Genomic DNA, 17,372 nt, shown 5'->3' on the forward strand with positions numbered 1-17,372 from the left:
AATGACGACTTACTGGCGCAGCTTCTACTCTGAGCTGATTAAGCTCAAGCGGCAGCCCCTTATATGGGTCCATCTGTTTGTCCCGCTTGCCGGTATCGCTATCTTTCTTGGTTACTATGGCTACACCCCTTTCTCTCCAGCGAGCAAAATAAGCGCTTATATGCAGGTGCTGGCTATTGCCTTTCCAACCATGATCGGAATCGTATGCAGTGTCGCCGCAGATCAGGAGGCCTCCGCCGGGAACTATCAACAGTTGCTTGTCTCGCCGAACCGGCTTGCCTCTCTTGCTGCAAAGCTTACCCTGCTCCTGCTGTTGGGGTATTGCAGTTCCCTTCTCGCTGCTGCGGGATTTGGGGCAGGCTTTATGTACATCTTGAAGCAGCAGACCATTTTTGATCCGGTCTTCTATGTAGAAGCCGCCTCCCTCTTATTCGGAAGCTGCCTATTTCTCTACTTCCTGCATCTGTTCATTAGTCTGCGCTTCGGCAAGGGAGCCTCCATTGGGCTAGGGATCGTAGAGAGCCTGGTTGGCGCATTGCTCCTCACCGGATTGGGTGATCATATCTGGATATACTTCCCTAGTGCTTGGCCTATCCGGATGCTAACCATCTGGATGCAGTATGGCATAGCAAGCGGAGACATGCTACCCGCCGAACTATTACTCTGGCCAGGTATTCTATGGTGTACAGGCGCAACGGTGATCAGCATGATAGTATTAGGATATTGGTATGGGCGTTGGGAAGGAACTCAATCGGTGGAGTAATCAAGTTATGAATAATACGCAGGTTGGCAAGGAGCAGAGGAGGGGATGACATTGGCACATATTCTTGCTGTAGACGATGAACCGGCTGTTCTGGCCCTGCTGCAACATACCTTGCAAAAGGAGGGTCATTTAGTGACGGTATTATCAGAAGCATCGTTAGTATTGGATACACAGCTGGGAAGCTTTGACCTTATCTTGCTGGATGTGATGATGCCCGGAATCGACGGATTCACCCTCTGCCGGCAAATTCGCGAAAAGGTGGACTGTCCGATTCTATTTCTAACCGCAAGGTCTATGGAGTCAGACATCATGGAGGGACTTGGTGTTGGAGCAGATGATTATTTGACCAAGCCCTTCGGGGCAGGTGAACTGCGAGCTCGCGTTCATGCCCACCTAAGGCGGGAAAAACGAGAACGGCGGAATATCTATTCCGTGGGTGAAGCTTATTTTAACTTATCGGGCAAGGAGCTTATAGTAAATGAACGTCCGGTTCCATTGACTCGCAGTGAGTATATGATCTGTGAATTTCTTGCTCTGCACCGCGGACAGGTCTTTTCCAGAGAACAGATTTACGAGGCCGTCTTCGGTTATGACAGAGATAGTGATTCTTCTACCATTGTGGAGCATATCAAGAATATCCGGGGTAAATTAAACCGGCTGCAATTTGCTCCCTTTGAGACCGTATGGGGGATCGGATACCGATGGAAATAATCAACCCCAAGCCCAGACGCTCGGCGACCCGCTTGCGCACGCTCTTTCTGAAGTATCTGGCTATTTTTGGTGCCGGGACCATCTGCTTGCTGCTCATGATGGTCTTTCTGTTCTCCTTGTCCCTATCTTCGGGGATTCTGTTGCCCGCCAACTATGCGGAAAAACAGGTAGCAGAAGTCCGAACCGCCATTTTAGCCGGTCAGCAGCTGCCCCCGGAGGACCCGGAGCGACTATATATATACGGGAGATATACCCCGGAAGGAACCCTGCTGGAAGGAAGCCTGGCTGTCAAGCCAGGGAGCCGGATCTGGAATCGGCTGCAGGCTGCAGATTCAACGTATGATTTTCCATACGGGTATTTAAAGGTGTCCTTTCAAAATGAAATTTATATGTTTCGTTATCTTCTTACGGTACAGTTCCACAATCCTTCGCTGCGAGGAATCTTCCCGCATGTGGAGTTTATCATGCTGGTTATTTTTTTCATTGCTTTTCTGGGAGGAACCATCGGACTGTCCTCTTCCTTTGGCCGAAGGCTGGCTGACAAGATGAGCGTCCTTCAAGAGACCACCCGAAAAATACAGGCCGAGGATCTGAATTTCACGGTACAATTCAGCGGGATCGCAGAAATTGACCACATCCTTCAATCCATGGATCAAATGAAGACTGCACTCAAGAAGTCGCTTACGCAGCAATGGAGGCTTGAGCAAAACCGGCGAATGCAAATCTCCGCATTAGCTCATGATATCAAGACACCCCTAACGATTATCCGCGGTAATGCAGAGCTTCTCTCCGAGACAGAACAGACAGAGGAACAGAAGCTGTATACGGAGTATATTACAGATAGTACCGCTCAGTTGGAGAGCTATATGAAGTCGCTGTTTGAAATGGTTTATGCAGAAAGCTCCCTCTCTTATCATCCAGCAGCTATAGACCTGCAGAAATTTAAGGACAAGCTAAGCGGACAAATGCTGGCATTAGCTGCACCAATAGATATCTCGGTGTCTTGTGTCTCAGCCCCCGGATTGCCTGACTCCCTGCACGGCGATTCCGCATTGCTGGAAAGAGCCTTGATGAATATCATTTCCAATGCTATGGATCATGCCCCAGAAGGAAGTACGGTCAAGATGACGATAGGAATGGAGGATGACTATATCCGGTTTTGTGTAACCGATGAGGGTCCTGGCTTCTCGCCTGAGGTGCTTCGACGAGCGGCCGAGCAGTTCTATATGGGGGATTCCTCCCGAAGGCTGCAAGGACATTATGGCATGGGTTTATATATTGCCCGATTTATAGCCCAACTGCACGGCGGAAATCTGAACCTTGCGAATAGAATATCCTGTCCCGGTGGTGAAGTATCACTTGATATTCCAGCATTTCGACAAAATTAATTCTTTTTCGCAGAGTTTACGTAGAATTAAAGATTTTACACAGAGTTTACAAAACCAAGCACCTCCTTTTTTTCAGATTATGTACAATAAAAGGGATGCAGGCAATACAGCACAAAGTCAACCGAATCGTGCTTGCCTTGCTATATTTTGAACTTGTACTTAACGGAGGCAAGGTCATATGGAGCTTACGGATTATAAAAAACAAGGACCCCGTTATTTGAACCGCGATCTTAGCTGGGTCGAATTTAATCGCCGCGTGTTGATGGAAGCAAAGGATGTTACCACCCCCTTATTGGAAAGGGCTAAATTTCTATCGATCGTGTCGAGTAATCTGGATGAGTTCATGAGTGTTCGCGTGGCCGGCATTCAGGACCAGATCCGTGCCGGATATTCCAAGAAGGACTTCTCCGGCTATGCCCCTGAAGGTCTGTATAAACGTCTGATTTCCCGGGTATCGGCCATGGTCTCCGAGCAATACCGGACTTTTAGAGACATATTGAGACAGCTGGCAAAAGAAAACATCGTCTTCCTTGACTATGCTGAGCTTAACGGAGTGCAGCGCAAAGCCATGGAGACATATTACCATGATATCGTATTCCCGGTACTCACCCCGATGGCCGTCGATCAGAGCCGCCCCTTTCCGCTCGTTCACACCGGCTTTGTTTATTTGGCGGTTGTACTCATGCGCGATAATGGAGCTGTCCGGAATGATGATGCAGAGGATCAGGAGCCTTACTTTGCAATCGTGCAAATTCCTTCCAACCTGTCTCGCATCATTCCGCTTCCGCATAACTCCAATAGCAAGAAGCAGTCCTTCATTCTGATTGAAGAGCTGATCCGTCATCATATTCAGACGCTGTTCAGCGGCTATGTTCCCCTTGCGGTGCATGAATTCAGGCTAACGCGCAATGCCGACCTGGCATTAGATGAAGAAGGCGCCGAAGATTTGCTGGAAGAGATCGAGAAGGAGCTGCGCAAGCGGCGCTGGGGCGCACCCGTCCGTATTGAGATTGAGGAAGGCTTCCATCCTTATGCGCTTGAAGTGCTGCAGGAGGAGTTCGAGATTCAGGACGCCGTGTTCGAGATCGACGGTCCCCTTGACTTGGGATTTCTGGGCAAGCTGCCCGGTGCCGTGAAAGGCTATTCCCGGCTGCGCTATCCTCAGATCGATCCGGTATACCCGTGGGAGTTCGCGGATAATGAGGATTTCTTCGATGTCCTGAAGCAAAGAGATGTACTGGTCTACCATCCTTATGAGAGCTTTGACGCGGTCACGGATTTTATTGTCCAAGCCTCAGAGGACCCGGCTGTTATGGCTATTAAGATGACCTTATATCGGGTCAGCGGTAACTCTCCGCTCATTCAGGCGCTGGCTAAAGCAGCGGAATCGGGCAAGCAGGTAACGGTGGTCGTGGAGCTAAAAGCACGGTTTGATGAGGAGCGGAATATTGCGTGGGCAAGAAAGCTGGAGAAGGCCGGATGCCATGTCGTCTACGGGCTGATCGGGCTGAAAACCCATGCCAAGGTCCTTCTTGTCATTCGGCAGGAAGGGCGGGAATTGAAGCGTTATGTCCATATGGGAACCGGAAATTATAACGATACGACAGCCCGGCTCTACACGGATATTGGTCTGTTCTCAACCAATCCGGCGATCGGGGAAGATGCTTCCCAGCTATTTAACCTGATTACCGGGTATTCCGATGCCGACCAATGGCAAGCCATCACGGTAGCTCCTACAGGGATGAAGGACCGGCTGTTCAGCTTGATTCAGAGAGAAGCAGAGCATGCGGCCGCAGGGCGTCCAGCCAAAATTATTGCCAAAATGAATTCCTTATCCAATCAGGAAATGATCGATGAATTATACGTGGCCTCCGGCGCCGGTGTGGATATCGAGCTTGTGGTTCGCGGCGTATGCTGCTTGCGCCCTGGTGTCGAAGGCTTGAGTGAACGGATCAAGGTGCGCAGTATCGTGGACCGGTTTCTGGAGCACTCGCGAATTTACTATTTTGAAAATGGCGGAAATCCGGAGGTCTGGTTGTCCAGCGCGGACTGGATGACACGCAACCTGACCCGACGGCTTGAGATCATGTGTCCAGTGACCAGCTCATCCAACCGGGAGGCCCTGGAACAAATTATGAAGCTGACGCTGGCAGATAATGTGAAGGCCAAAAGACTGCTGCCTAACGGCAAATACGAGCCGATCCGCAGCTCCGAACCGGCCCTTCGCAGCCAGTTCGAAGCCCTTGATATCAGCGCATGGAAGCCGGTTGAAGCTCCCATTCCAGCTTCCGTCCCCAAGCTTTCTTGAAGTTCTTGGCCGCAGCCTCCAACTGCCTGGTCTCCAGGTAAGGATGGCTGCGGCTTTTTAGCTTCAACAGCAAGGTATCCTCCGTAATCTCGGTTTCCATCTCTTCGATCTTCTGCGTCTCTCCTGCATCCAGGGCAATGGACAATTCCACCAGAGACCCCAGCCTCAGAATCTCTTCCTCATCCTTCTCCTTCAACAGCTCTGCATACTCCTCGAGGTTTAACTTCTTGGCATGATTGGAAGGGAAATCGGCAATGAAGGCGCACAATATCGCTTCACGATGATTGAGCGCGCCAAGCGGCGCATGAGTTAACCAATACAGGGTGTGCTTATCGTACTGGTGATAGCGAATCACTCCGCCGATTTTATAAAGCATGCAGGCAGCCTTGACCAGCCCAGTGACCGCAGGATTCGCATCTTTATCTATGGCTTTGTATAACTGCTCCGCATAACGGCTGATTTGATGGAAATGGGCTTGGGGCGTCCGGGTATGGAAGGCCAGCAAGGACTCCGTCTGCCGCTGCAGCACCTCGCTTGCAGGCGGGATGTCTATGCCCAGCGTATCCTGCAGGAGTCCTTCGCGCAATCCCGTACCGCTGACCAAACAGCACGAGGCCTGACAGCGGTCAAACACTGCTTGCAGAATCAGAATGCCGGGAACGATAATATCAGCTCGTGCTTTGGACAGGCCATCGATCTTTCTGCGCTTCTCCAATGAAAGCTGTGGCAGTGTCTCGGCATAATATTGAATGCCCTCCGGCTCCACACAATAATGATGTGCCAATCGCAGCGGATAATTCCGCCGCCGTTGATCCATCTTGCTAAGCGTCCGAATCGTCCCTCCCAAGCCGATGAGCGGCAGGCCCGAATGACTCTCCATCCAGGACTCCTTTTCCATAAGCCGACCCACCGCATGGCGAAGACGTCTACAGTTCTCTTCTGTCCAGGTTTCCTCCCCTTCTCCGAATTGAACCTGGGCATTCACAGCTCCAAGCGGCAGGGAAACACTGCCTACCAGATGCCGGTTGCGGAATAACGTAATCTCGGTGCTCCCTCCGCCGATATCGACAATGAAGCCGTCCTCGACAGCCATGCCTCCTGCTACGGCAATAAAGCCGAAGTATGCCTCCTGCTCGCCGGTAAGAACCTCTATCTCCATCCCGGTGTCCCGCTCCAGAATGGCCTTGATCTCGGAGGTATTCGCTGCATTCCGGATAGCTGCTGTTGCCGCAATGCGAATCTTCGTGCAGCTATAGGCCGAGCATACCTCGCTGAATTGCCGCAAGATCGGCACAATAGATTGAATACCTTCCTGATGCATCATGCCGTCCGCACTCATTTTCTCGCTCAACCGGGCCGATTCCTTGAATTCATTAATCAACCTGTATGCGCGGCCCTCCGCCGCGGACTCATAAATGGCAAGCCGGATGGAGTTAGATCCGATATCGATAATCCCAATATTCACGTAATTATTTTGCATGGTATGTAATGGCTCCCGTATTTTCTGAACTATTTTATCTCACTTTACCCTAAATAGAGGCGAATTTAAACTTGTTACTGATTAAAATTCCACTATTTCATCTGTGTAAGACTCTTGTTTGCAATTGACATTTCTTTGTCATTACAATAATATGAAGTTTACTTCATGTGAAGTGGACTTCATGTTTATGGAGGGGAATTATGAGAACAAGGGTAAAAGAATTAAGGACTAAGGCTAATTTGACCCAGCAACAGTTGGCCGACTTAGTTTATGTTTCATCAAGAACCATCATTTCAATTGAAAAAGAACAATACAGCCCTTCCCTTATGCTGGCATATCGAATGGCAGAGGTGTTAGGCACAACGGTGGAGGATTTATGCTGTCTCAAAGAAAATAAAGAATTGGAGGATCAGCAGCGTGAAGATTTATAATAAAAAGGGATTAGTCGTTGGAATCATATTTACAGCATTTGGTGTCTTTAACTTCATCTTTAATATCATTTCGCCAGAGGAGTTCTTACCGAAACAGGTCAAAGATATGACCTTTGCTGTGTTGTCTATCCTGATAGGAATTGGCAGTTTTATTCGTGCGTTTTCAAAACAGGCAACAAGAGAAGATCTGATTAAAGATAACGATGAGAGAAACAGACTTTTAACACTTAGAACCAAGTCATTGACACTTAAAATTCTTTATGGGTGTCTTATAGTATCTACAATTGGGGGCGTGGTTGGATACAAACTAACTGCCAACACGGCATGGATTCCTGTTTATACAGTGTCAGCAATTTTACTGGGATTTTTAGTTTTGGTCGAATTGATCGTGAGTATCTATTATGAGAGACGGATGTAAGAGGAAGAAAAATGATGACATCACTTCAATTCTCGTTGCAGAATCCGGGTTTTCATATGCATATGCACGAACAAATAGAAATCCGCTAAAAGCTATGCGCTGAAATTTATGATAGCTGCCACGTAAGTTTTGACTATAATATGTCTGATTAAAGCAATCACGCATGTATCTTGAACACTCAACTGGTTGAAATCTAAAAAAAGGCCCGCGCCTCATGGCGCGAGCCTTTATCAAATTTAAAATCATTTCTAAACAGCCGGGGTCTTCTCCCTCTTAATCTGCTTGCTGCGAAGCTGACCGCAGGCGGCATCGATGTCGGTGCCGTGCTCCAGCCGGATACTGCAGCTCACATTCTGCTTCTTCATCATGTCATAGAAGCCCAGAACAGAATCCTGCTCACTGCGCTGGTAATGGCTATGCTCGTCAACAGGATTATACGGGATCAAGTTGACGTTCACATACGGTCTGCGGTCACCGACCAGCTCCGCCAGCTCCAGTGCATGCTCACGCTGATCGTTGATGCCCCGCAGCAAAATATATTCCAGCGTAATCCGTTGATTCGTTTTCTCCAAATAATAATCGATGGCCTGCATCAGCTTTTCAATCGGGATGGCCTTGTTGATCTTCATAATGCTGGTCCGCAGATCATTGTTCGGCGCATGCAGCGATACGGCCAGATTAACCCGCAGATTCAAATCGGCGAATTCACGGATTTTGTCTGCCAGGCCGCTGGTCGACACCGTGATATGTCTCGGCCCAATCGCAAGACCCTTCGCATCCATCACCGTCCGCAGAAAGGCGATCAAATGCGTGAAGTTATCGAACGGTTCACCGATCCCCATCACAACGATGTGACTGACCAGCTCCCCTTCTCCGGCAGCATCCAGGTAGCGCTGCACTTTGAGAATCTGACCGGTAATCTCCCCAGAGGTTAGGTCCCTGCTCTTCTTGAGCAGGCCGCTCGCGCAAAAGCTGCAGCCAATATTGCAGCCGACCTGGGTCGTCACACAGACGGACAACCCGAATTTATGGCGCATCAGCACCGTCTCGATCAGGTTGCCGTCTTCCAGACGAAGCAGGAATTTCACCGTACCGTCTGATGACTCCTGACGGGTGTGCTCTTCCAGCGTCTGGAGAGAGAAGTGCTCCTTCAGCAGTTCCAGACACTCCGGTCTTACTCCGTCCATCTCTTCAAAGCCGCTGACTCGTTCGCGGTAGAGTGCTTCCCAGACCGGAAGGGCCCGCGATTTTTTATGGCCGCGCTCCTCCAGCCATAGCCCAAGCTGCTCCAATGTCATGCCATATATCGAAGGTTTGTTCATATCAGATGCCTCTTTCTATTCAATAACTAATATAAGTGCCGTAACACTTTAATAGATCCGTTAATAGACCCGGCGAGCCGTGACTCATTATCCTGGGCGGATGATCAATTTATACGGAAAATCGTACAAAATACCCGGCGGCCCCTTCTGTAAGCTACTTTTGTACGGAAAATCGCACAAATCACTCAGAGGGAGCGACCTGACATCCACTTTTGTACGAAAAATCCTACAAATGCTCACGGAAACCGTCTCAACGCATCATTTTTATACGAAAAACCGCATAAAGCCGGTATTCCATTTGATCGCCAACCCTTGCTATAGCGGTGATCTGTACTATTGTCCCAAATTTTGAATATGAACACAAGCAAAAGAACCTTCCAGCCGCACATCGTGAGACTTGGAAGGCTCCTTCTGACTTTTATCTATATTCACTAGTCTCGGCTGGACAGCTTCGCCAGCAGACGCAGCATTTCAAGATACAGCCACACCAGCGTCACCATCAGGCCAAATGCGCCGTACCACTCCATATACTTCGGTGCACCTTGCTCTGCTCCGTTCTCAATGAAGTCAAAGTCAAGCACCAAGTTCAGCGCCGCTACAATCACGATCACTAGCGAAATGCCGATCCCGACCCAGGTTGACTCGTGCAAATAAGGCATCCGGATACCGAAAAAGCTCAGTACGATGCTAATGATATACACAAGCGCAATCCCGCCGGTAGCGGCAAACACGCCCAGCTTGAAATTCTCCGTAGCCTTGATCAAACGGGTCTTGTACGCCAGCAGCAAGGCAAGAAATACGCCCATGGTCAAAAGCACAGCTTGCAGTGTAATGCCGCCAGTCCGCCATTCGTATTGAGCCGAGATCGCTCCGATAAACATCCCTTCGGCAATGGCATAGATCGGTACCAAAAATGGCGCTGCCTTAGGCTTGAAGCTCGTAATCAGCGCCAGCACGAATCCGACCAATGCGCCGCCGATCGCCATCGGCAGTACGTTGTAGCCATCGAAATATAACATCCATGTGCTAAATGCGCTGCCGATCAAAATAATCAAAGTAATAAACGCTTTATTGACCGTGCCGTTAATCGTCATGACTTCCATGCCATGATAGATCTCCGGCCGTTCAAAGGTATCGTCCCTTAGGGTAGGGTTTCCACTACGTCCAATCAATTCCATTCACCTCATATATGTATTTTTCTCAGCTTATCACATTTTCCAAAATCATGCATTTGTGTTTTTTGCTCCTTCAGATGCAGGCTTAGGCAAACTCTTCCCTGCCAAATGAGCCCGATCCAGCACCGGCTTCTCTATCAAGTAATAAGATAGTGTCGCTGCTAAGTAGGAGGCTGCCAGCACACCCAGCACGATCCACATCCACCGTCCTATCTCCCAGATGCCAAAATAGTGCATGTCCGCAATCCAGTATTTATTGGCCAAGGTCATAATCAGATTGTGCCAGATATAGAGACCGAAGGAAATTTTGGCCGTATAGCGAAAAAATCCGTTATCAACAATAGCGGGCAGCCATCTGGAATAGGGTGCTGTCGCCAGAAAGCCGGCAACCAGCAGGGCAAACCAAGGAAACAGATACGGCTGATGCTGAATGCTCCAGCTAAATTCCGGCTGGTGCCGTGCTGCCCAGATTAGAACTACGGCCCCTAACAGAAACAATCCGCCCAGCACATCAAATCCTCCGCGCTTTCGAAGCGATGCTGTGCGCTCCGTGCTTTGAAGACGGCAGACCACGCCGGAGGCGATAATCCCGATGGCAAAGTGACCGAAGAAGCCAACCGGATTATAATTCGGCATCCAGTATTTCGCACCGCCGATCAATCCAAAATCCCAGCTCCTCATATTCGGCTCGGGGGTGAGCAGCGCATGAATCACCTGATTGACGGCCAGAAGGACCAGCATCACGCCAACCCAGTATCCCATAGCTCCCTTAAAGGAGCGGCGCTTGCCAAATAGACGGAAAAGGCCAAACATACACAAAGGCAGCAGCAAATAGCTGAACACCTCAAAGCTGATGGACCAGAGCGGTCCGTTAATTTCCGATGGAAAAAAGGTGACGTAATGAAAGCCCGAGGTGAACGTAAGTCCTGCCAAGGAACGCAGCCAGAAGCTCTCGGACGGAATACCTAAGATAAGTACTAGAGCAATGCAGAGAATTAGCACGGTGTAATATCCCGGGACGATTCTGGCGGCCCTGCGCAGGATATAGTGTTTCATTTGCGGAAAATCCCCCTGCTCCAAATAACCCCGCCAGAACGGAAGCGCAAGCAGATAGCCGCTGAGCACGAAGAAGACGCTGACCCCGGCATTGCCCATGAGCAGAAAAGACTGGATATCTTGAATCGCTGGAGGTTGGAGATTCATATTCAGTAATTGAGCCAGATGGTGAAAAATTACGCCCAGGCATGCCACAGCGCGAAGGCCGTCAGCTCCGGCCAAGTGTATCCCGGGTCCGCCAGATGATTGCTTCAAATCAGAATCCTCCCGTTTTTTCTTTAACTTACCATAGGACCTGACCCGGCGCAGTGTACCAATATTCTGTTTTTAGGTTCAAATTTTTAGCTGGAGTCCGATAAATACGGATTGACGATTTATTTTGTATAATGGATGGTAATGAATGAGAAAGAAGAGATGTCCATGGCCGTATTCCACTTTAACCCGCAGCGCCCCTACCGCAGCAATCCTGACCTCTATCTCCATTATTGGGGACAGGAGCAGTGTGTGCCCGGACACAGCTTCGGTCCAGGCATTAGAGACACGTATAAGATCCACTTTGTTCACAGTGGAACAGGAGACTTAACGGCAGGGGGAGCCAGTCACCGCCTGCATGCAGGACAGGCCTTTTTGACCTATCCGCATATTTTGACGCATTATGCAGCGGACGAGCAGGAGCCCTGGCATTATAGCTGGATTGCCTTTTCCGGAGACCAGGTAGAGCACTTGCTCTCCAGAACATGCCTGACACCGGAACACCCTGTCTTTCCCATGGATGAACATGTCATGCCCGGACTGTTCGGGCGGCTTACTGCAGCGGGTGAGGCTGCCGGAGGGCAGCTGGACCTGCCATTACAGTCCATCCTGTATGACTTCTTCAGTGTGCTGCTGCACTGCGCACCGCCTCTCGCCCAACCGCCCGCCCGTTCCAAGCCGAAAAATCCTCATGTGGATCAGGCGCTGCATTATCTGCATGCCCACTACTGTGAGAATGTCACCATCGGACTGCTGGCCGAGAAGCTTGGGCTTGACCGGAAATACCTGTCCGCCCTATTCAAGCAGACGATCGGCTTGCCGCCCCAGAAGTATCTGCTGAATTACCGTATGACGAAGGCGGCCGAGCTGCTCTCCTGGTGCGATTGCAGCATCGGCGAAATTGCCTGCTCTGTAGGCTATGAAGATCCGCTGCTCTTCTCGCGGATGTTTAAAAGAGTGAAAGGCGTGTCACCCAAGGAGTACCGGAGTCTTCATCAGGAGAAAACAGACATTATACTATAAACTCCGGTCATACTGACATACGAAGACTGGCAGCATTCCTGTACAATGATAGACGCGGAGAAAAGGAAGACAGCGCTTACGCATTCTGAATGGAGTCTATATACTTTGAGGAGGTTATTCTATGTATTTGGCGAACGAGCAACGGTATGAGAGCATGAAATATAACCGCAGCGGTAACAGCGGCCTGAAGCTGCCTGCGATTTCCCTTGGATTATGGCATAATTTCGGAGGGAGGGATACATTAGAGAATTGCAGGGCGATGGTCCGCCGCGCCTTTGATCTCGGAATTACCCATTTTGATCTGGCTAACAATTACGGGCCGCCGCCAGGATCCGCAGAGGATACGTTCGGAACCCTGCTGAAGCAGGAGCTGTATCCGTACCGTGACGAGATGATCATCTCGACCAAAGCAGGCTATTATATGTGGGCTGGCCCTTATGGCGAATGGGGGTCCAAGAAATATCTGGTATCCAGCCTGGACCAAAGCTTGAAGCGGATGGGGCTTGATTATGTAGATATCTTCTATCATCACCGCCCAGACCCGAACACCCCGCTCGAGGAGACGATGTCTGCTCTGGATCTGATCGTGCGCCAGGGCAAGGCCCTGTATGTAGGGCTGTCCAATTACAATCCTGAGCAGACAAAGGAAGCAGCCCGTATTCTGCGTGAGCTGGGAACGCCTTGTCTGATTCATCAGCCAAGCTATTCCATGCTTAACCGCTGGATTGAGGATGGACTCCAGGATGTGCTGGAGGAGGAAGGCATCGGCTCCATCGTCTTCTCTCCGCTGCATCAAGGTATCCTGACGGACCGCTACCTGAACGGAATTACGCCTGATTCCCGCGCGGCGAAGCCAACCTCATTCTTGACCGAGAAGCAGATTACCGAGGATGTGCTGTCCAAGGTGCGCAAGCTTAATGAGCTGGCTGCCGAACGCGGCCAGAAAATGTCCCAGCTAGCACTTGCATGGGTGCTGCGCGGCGGCCGGGTGACCTCTGCATTGATTGGTGCCAGCAAGGTATCTCAAATCGAGGATGCTGTCGGCGCCCTCGAAGCACCGGAGTTGAGTGCAGAGGAGCTGGCTCGCATCGAGGCAATTCTAAAAGGATAATTGAATTGAATCGAGTGAAATGAAATGGATACCCCTCAGCAGGATCGGCGCTGCTGAGGGGTATTTTGCTTCGATCGCCCAGGTGGTGCATTATGAAGAGGCTCGTACCCAGACTCGAAGTGAGTCTTGACAAATAAAAAATAGCTTCGTATTCTTAAAATGACTGGTGCGTCATTTTAAATTACGGAGGAAGGAGAGCAGTATGCCCAAAGTTCCTAAAGACTATGAGGAGAAAATGCGCAATAGTATTTTGGATGCAGCCCTAGAAGTTTGTAAAACGAAGCCGGCATATGAAGTTACTATGCGTGACATTATTCGTCAGACCAAGCTGAGTATAGGCAGCGTTTATCGTTATTTTCGTGATATTGACGATGTTTTTATTAGCTTGACTAATCGTAAACAGAGCGAGTATCGACTATGGGAGAAGTGTGAACCCTTATTTGCGAAGGATATAAGTGTTCGGGATGTGGTGCTAAGCATATTTCATGTTTTAGGACAGCATTTAATCGATTCCATACCCGCTGAGGGCAAATTTACGTTTGAAATGAACACCAAATTTTTAACTAATCCCAAGCTATATGAGGAGAAAAAAGGGAGCATCACAGAGGTCACTGAGTTTGAGAAGCTAATGCAGAACACGATGCTTTACCTGCAAGAGAAGGTGGAGCAAGGAATTTTAAAACCGATTATGCCGCTCGAGGACATATTTTCATTTGCGGTCGTGTCCTATGATGGCATGGTGCGTGATCTTGTTTTAGTTAAATGCTACGCTCTACCCGGTGATGAAAAGGGTATCCCTTTAAATGAAATGGCACTTACTTCGGCGTTGGCACACAGTCTTCTCTATTTGCTGGGAGAGGGGGCGACAAGTTCGCCATGATAACTAAACAATAAAGAGACTGGAGTCGTTGTATGAAACCATTTATCCAAATCAAAAACCTATTGCGAACCTACCAAGTTGGGGAAAATAAAGTAGCCGCAGTGAATGGCATGGAGTTTGAAATTGAACAAGGCGAGTTCGCTGTTATACTAGGTCCTTCCGGTTCGGGAAAAAGCACATTACTTAATTTGCTGGGCGGGATGGATCAAGCTACCTCAGGCACCATTCTAATGGATGGTAATAATATTGCCCAGTATTCACTTGAGCAATTAAGCAGTTATCGTCGTAGTGATATTGGTTTTGTATTCCAGTTCTATAATCTGATCCCTAATTTAACGGCGAAAGAGAATGTGGATCTTTCACGCAAGCTGTGCAAAGACGGCCTGGATAGTATGGAAATGCTGGAAGCGGTTGGCCTTGCCCAACGTATTCATCATTTTCCAGCGGAATTGTCTGGCGGTGAACAGCAGAGAGTCTCTATTGCGAGAGCATTATGCAAGAAGCCGAAGCTGCTGCTATGTGACGAGCCAACAGGGGCGCTTGATAGCAGCACTGGAGCATTAATCATGTCCGCCTTATGGGATATCAGCAAAAAATATAATCAGACCGTCATTGTGGTTACACATAATGCCGCAATTGCAGATACGGCTAATAAGGTTATTCGTCTCAAGGATGGTAAGGTCATTGATATACAAATCAACGAAAACCCGCTTCCCATGAGTGAGGTGGCCTGGTAATGATGTTGTTCAAAAAAATGCTGCGGGATATCAAGCATGCAAAGGCACAATTTTTGACCATTATTATTATCGCTGCTTGCGGTGTATTTACTTTTGTAGGTGCAATTACAGTGGGAAACAGATTAGAAGAAAGTGTGAATCAGTTTTATAACAGCACTGAAATGAATGATGTATGGATAAATGTTGAGGGGGCTTCCGCCCAAGATGTAGACGCAATAAAGGAGCTCCCTGGCATTGAAGCGGCGCAAGGCCGAACGGTAATGAAGGTTTTCTCTGAGAACCGGGTACTTGATTTGTTTGTTCTAAATGAAAACATATTGTCTAAACCCTATTTGGCCTCAGGTGAACCTTTTCAGAGCGAGCGAGAAGGATTGTGGCTAGATCAGGAATTTGCAAAGGCTAATGGGCTTAATATCGGAGGCACGATTCAGGTTCATGCAGGAGATGGGGAGTCTGTGCCCGTCAAGATCCAGGGGCTTGTATTAAGTCCTGAAAAGTTAATTGATGTATCCTCGGAAACGTTGTCTACAAGACATGATTTGTATGGCTATGCTTATATGAGTGAAGCTGCTGCATATAATATGTTTTCTTCTTCCGGGCTGAACCAGCTTTTAATCAAATTGAGACCCGAGGAAAATATACAGACATTGTTAGCGGATGTTGAGCAAGTGTTAGGGAAGAAATATGTGAACAGCCTAACCCATGAGGAGCACACTAGTACATCTGGTGCGGCAAGTCAGATTGGACAGTTCAAGACAATTGCTTATGTGACGCCAATGCTATTTTTCCTGCTAGCAATCCTTGTTGTCATTAGTACTATGAGCCGCCTTATTACGAATCAACGAGTTCAGATCGGAACATTGATGTCACTAGGCGTCCCTGTTCGAACAATTAAATGGCACTACTTATCGTACGGTCTTTTTCTAGGCATTACAGGCGGTTCTATCGGTTTGATTGCAGGCTATTATGTTATTCCCGCGATTTTTATGGGAACATTGCACCGATCCTTTACATTGCCGCGTTGGTCAGAGTCATTTCCCATTGAAACGTTGTGGTCTATTGCTGCAGTCAGCGGCTGCTGTGTACTTGCAGTCTTATTTGCATGTCGGGGCAAGTTAAACGCGTTGCCTGTCATTGTGTTGAAGGGGGAGGCTCCTTCCAGACCAAAGAAATCATTAATGGAGTCGATTGTTCATTCTAAAGCTACATTTTCTTTTCAGCGATTGTGGCTGCTGCGGAACTTACGCTCTCGCAAGGTTCGAGGGGCAATGGGGATTGTTGGCTCGTTTGGTTGCGCCTTTTTGATTCTTTTTGGCTTCGCCAATATCGATACAAGCAATAAATCCATTGAGGTAGAATTTGATCGTCAATATTTATATGAGTACAAGGCAGATCTCTTAGCACTGAATGCTGAGCAAGCACAAAGCACAAATTGGAATCAAGCAGGGATCCAGCCCATTCAGGAGAGAAGGGTTGTCATAAAATCTGCGACTGCTCAGCGTAATTTGCCTGTTACGATTATTGGAAGCGGGGATTACATTAATCTTGATGTCACAAGTCCGGATGTCATGCCTGTACCTGAATCTGGAGTTGTATTATCTCGGAAAATGGCAGATGTATTAGGCGTAAAGGCGGGAAGTGCTGTTTCCCTGCGAATTGACGGGGGACAGTGGAAGGAAATTGTTGTATCCGAGACCATTCAATCGCCCGTTGCAGATCGAATGTTTGTGTCTGAGGCAGCATGGCGACAGCACGGGGAGATCTTTGTCCCTAATGCATTATTGTTAGGGGATCAAGCAGCAATGCAAGCGGCCAAGGAGCATTATCCTGTGACACAGATCATCGCCAAAGAGGATATGAAGGAAGCAAATCGAGCCTTGAACGAGGGTGTCTTTGCTTCTGCCGCAGGGCTTACCATTGCAGCGATTTTCCTTGGTATTGCTGTGATTTATAGTCTTGGTCTTATCAACTTGACGGAGATGTCGAGACAATTTGCGACATTAAAAGTGCTGGGCTTTTACCACCGTGAAATTCGCAAGCTGTTGTTCCAAGAAAGCTTTCTCCTCACTGCGATTGGTATCATTCTAGCATTGCCTGCGGGTTGGGGAGCAATTCATCTGCTAGATCAAGCCAATATGAGTGAAGGACTGATGTTATTTCCTGAAATCAAGCTCCCTAGTTATTTGACAGCCATTGGATTAACGCTGCTTTGCTCCTTTATCGTCAATATGTTAATGAGCAGAAAGTTGAAGGACATCGACATGGTAACCTCCCTAAAGTCGGCAGATTAATTTCAGTTGGGAAAGCCGGCTTTTTT

The 17,372-nt window shown here is 48.7% G+C and carries 15 protein-coding genes; 11 read left to right on the top strand and 4 right to left on the bottom strand.

Translation table 11 applies throughout. The features are described from left to right. Position 1: 1 nt before the first annotated feature. The 4 genes from KI362_RS19510 (at position 2) to ppk1 (ending at position 5,170) form a co-directional block, all read left to right on the top strand. Positions 2-763, top strand: a complete 762-nt coding sequence (locus tag KI362_RS19510) for a lantibiotic immunity ABC transporter MutG family permease subunit (protein ID WP_301629648.1) — start codon at positions 2-4, stop codon at positions 761-763. Positions 764-814: 51 nt separating this feature from the next. After that, positions 815-1,474: a response regulator transcription factor gene (locus KI362_RS19515; RefSeq protein WP_044481238.1), complete on the top strand. Its 660-nt coding sequence runs from the start codon at positions 815-817 to the stop codon at positions 1,472-1,474. Next, complete coding sequence (locus tag KI362_RS19520; protein WP_301629652.1) at positions 1,465-2,862, top strand: sensor histidine kinase; 1,398 nt, start codon at positions 1,465-1,467, stop codon at positions 2,860-2,862. The genes KI362_RS19515 and KI362_RS19520 overlap by 10 nt, the downstream gene beginning before the upstream one ends. 178 nt (positions 2,863-3,040) lie before the next feature. Further along, on the top strand, positions 3,041-5,170 hold the full coding sequence (ppk1, locus tag KI362_RS19525) for a polyphosphate kinase 1 (protein WP_301629654.1): 2,130 nt from the start codon (positions 3,041-3,043) through the stop codon (positions 5,168-5,170). Here the strand turns inward: ppk1 and KI362_RS19530 are convergent. After that, positions 5,112-6,635 (bottom strand): Ppx/GppA phosphatase family protein, encoded by a 1,524-nt coding sequence (locus tag KI362_RS19530; RefSeq protein ID WP_301629656.1) that lies wholly within the window; start codon positions 6,633-6,635, stop codon positions 5,112-5,114. The two genes, ppk1 and KI362_RS19530, sit on opposite strands and share 59 nt — an antisense overlap. A gap of 215 nt (positions 6,636-6,850) precedes the next feature. On the opposite strand from KI362_RS19530, the gene KI362_RS19535 reads away from it, so the two are divergent. Together KI362_RS19535 and KI362_RS19540 are read left to right on the top strand one after the other, a co-directional pair. After that, entirely contained in the window at positions 6,851-7,081 is a 231-nt protein-coding gene (locus tag KI362_RS19535; RefSeq protein ID WP_212937847.1) for a helix-turn-helix transcriptional regulator, read from the top strand. Further along, a complete protein-coding gene (locus KI362_RS19540) occupies positions 7,068-7,499 on the top strand; it encodes a hypothetical protein (protein WP_301629659.1) in 432 nt (143 codons plus the stop codon). The genes KI362_RS19535 and KI362_RS19540 overlap by 14 nt, the downstream gene beginning before the upstream one ends. A 248-nt stretch (positions 7,500-7,747) precedes the next feature. On the opposite strand, the gene rlmN is transcribed toward KI362_RS19540, so the two are convergent. The 3 genes from rlmN to KI362_RS19555 all read right to left on the bottom strand — a co-directional run bounded on the left by rlmN (position 7,748) and on the right by KI362_RS19555 (position 11,307). Beyond that, positions 7,748-8,821: a 23S rRNA (adenine(2503)-C(2))-methyltransferase RlmN gene (gene rlmN, locus KI362_RS19545; RefSeq protein WP_301629660.1), complete on the bottom strand. Its 1,074-nt coding sequence runs from the start codon at positions 8,819-8,821 to the stop codon at positions 7,748-7,750. Between the two features lie 431 nt (positions 8,822-9,252). Continuing rightward, positions 9,253-9,993 carry a Bax inhibitor-1/YccA family protein gene (locus tag KI362_RS19550; protein ID WP_212937850.1) on the bottom strand — a complete coding sequence of 247 codons (741 nt, stop codon included), beginning with the start codon at positions 9,991-9,993 and terminating at the stop codon, positions 9,253-9,255. A gap of 51 nt (positions 9,994-10,044) precedes the next feature. Continuing rightward, positions 10,045-11,307, bottom strand: coding sequence for an acyltransferase family protein (locus KI362_RS19555; RefSeq protein WP_301629662.1), 1,263 nt, complete (start codon positions 11,305-11,307; stop codon positions 10,045-10,047). 141 nt (positions 11,308-11,448) lie between these two features. Here KI362_RS19555 and KI362_RS19560 point away from each other — a divergent pair, with 141 nt between their 5' ends. The 5 genes from KI362_RS19560 (at position 11,449) to KI362_RS19580 (ending at position 17,346) form a co-directional block, all read left to right on the top strand. Then, positions 11,449-12,327 (top strand): AraC family transcriptional regulator, encoded by an 879-nt coding sequence (locus tag KI362_RS19560; RefSeq protein ID WP_301629664.1) that lies wholly within the window; start codon positions 11,449-11,451, stop codon positions 12,325-12,327. A 121-nt stretch (positions 12,328-12,448) separates the two neighbouring features. After that, entirely contained in the window at positions 12,449-13,438 is a 990-nt protein-coding gene (mgrA, locus tag KI362_RS19565; protein ID WP_301629665.1) for an L-glyceraldehyde 3-phosphate reductase, read from the top strand. Positions 13,439-13,640: 202 nt separating this feature from the next. Further along, positions 13,641-14,318, top strand: coding sequence for a TetR/AcrR family transcriptional regulator (locus tag KI362_RS19570; RefSeq protein ID WP_301629667.1), 678 nt, complete (start codon positions 13,641-13,643; stop codon positions 14,316-14,318). 32 nt (positions 14,319-14,350) lie between these two features. Continuing rightward, on the top strand, positions 14,351-15,055 hold the full coding sequence (locus tag KI362_RS19575; protein WP_044481254.1) for an ABC transporter ATP-binding protein: 705 nt from the start codon (positions 14,351-14,353) through the stop codon (positions 15,053-15,055). Continuing rightward, positions 15,055-17,346 carry an ABC transporter permease gene (locus KI362_RS19580; protein ID WP_301629669.1) on the top strand — a complete coding sequence of 764 codons (2,292 nt, stop codon included), beginning with the start codon at positions 15,055-15,057 and terminating at the stop codon, positions 17,344-17,346. Before KI362_RS19575 ends, KI362_RS19580 begins: the two co-directional genes overlap by 1 nt. The last annotated feature ends 26 nt before the right edge of the window (positions 17,347-17,372 follow it).

Origin of the sequence: Paenibacillus apis (assembly GCF_018333295.1) — a bacterium.
GTDB classification, from domain to species: Bacteria; Bacillota; Bacilli; order Paenibacillales; family Paenibacillaceae; genus Fontibacillus; species Fontibacillus antibioticophila.

Excerpts from the sequence above, each read along its gene's own strand:
- KI362_RS19535 (WP_212937847.1), top strand. The coding sequence starts at position 6,851 with ATGAGAACAAGGGTAAAAGAATTAAGGACTAAGGCTAATTTGACCCAG.
- KI362_RS19560 (WP_301629664.1), top strand. The coding sequence starts at position 11,449 with ATGAATGAGAAAGAAGAGATGTCCATGGCCGTATTCCACTTTAACCCG.
- KI362_RS19520 (WP_301629652.1), top strand. The coding sequence starts at position 1,465 with ATGGAAATAATCAACCCCAAGCCCAGACGCTCGGCGACCCGCTTGCGC.
- KI362_RS19575 (WP_044481254.1), top strand. The coding sequence starts at position 14,351 with ATGAAACCATTTATCCAAATCAAAAACCTATTGCGAACCTACCAAGTT.
- KI362_RS19580 (WP_301629669.1), top strand. The coding sequence starts at position 15,055 with ATGATGTTGTTCAAAAAAATGCTGCGGGATATCAAGCATGCAAAGGCA.
- mgrA (WP_301629665.1), top strand. The coding sequence starts at position 12,449 with ATGTATTTGGCGAACGAGCAACGGTATGAGAGCATGAAATATAACCGC.
- ppk1 (WP_301629654.1), top strand. The coding sequence starts at position 3,041 with ATGGAGCTTACGGATTATAAAAAACAAGGACCCCGTTATTTGAACCGC.
- rlmN (WP_301629660.1), bottom strand. The coding sequence starts at position 8,821 with ATGAACAAACCTTCGATATATGGCATGACATTGGAGCAGCTTGGGCTA.
- KI362_RS19510 (WP_301629648.1), top strand. The coding sequence starts at position 2 with ATGACGACTTACTGGCGCAGCTTCTACTCTGAGCTGATTAAGCTCAAG.
- KI362_RS19570 (WP_301629667.1), top strand. The coding sequence starts at position 13,641 with ATGCCCAAAGTTCCTAAAGACTATGAGGAGAAAATGCGCAATAGTATT.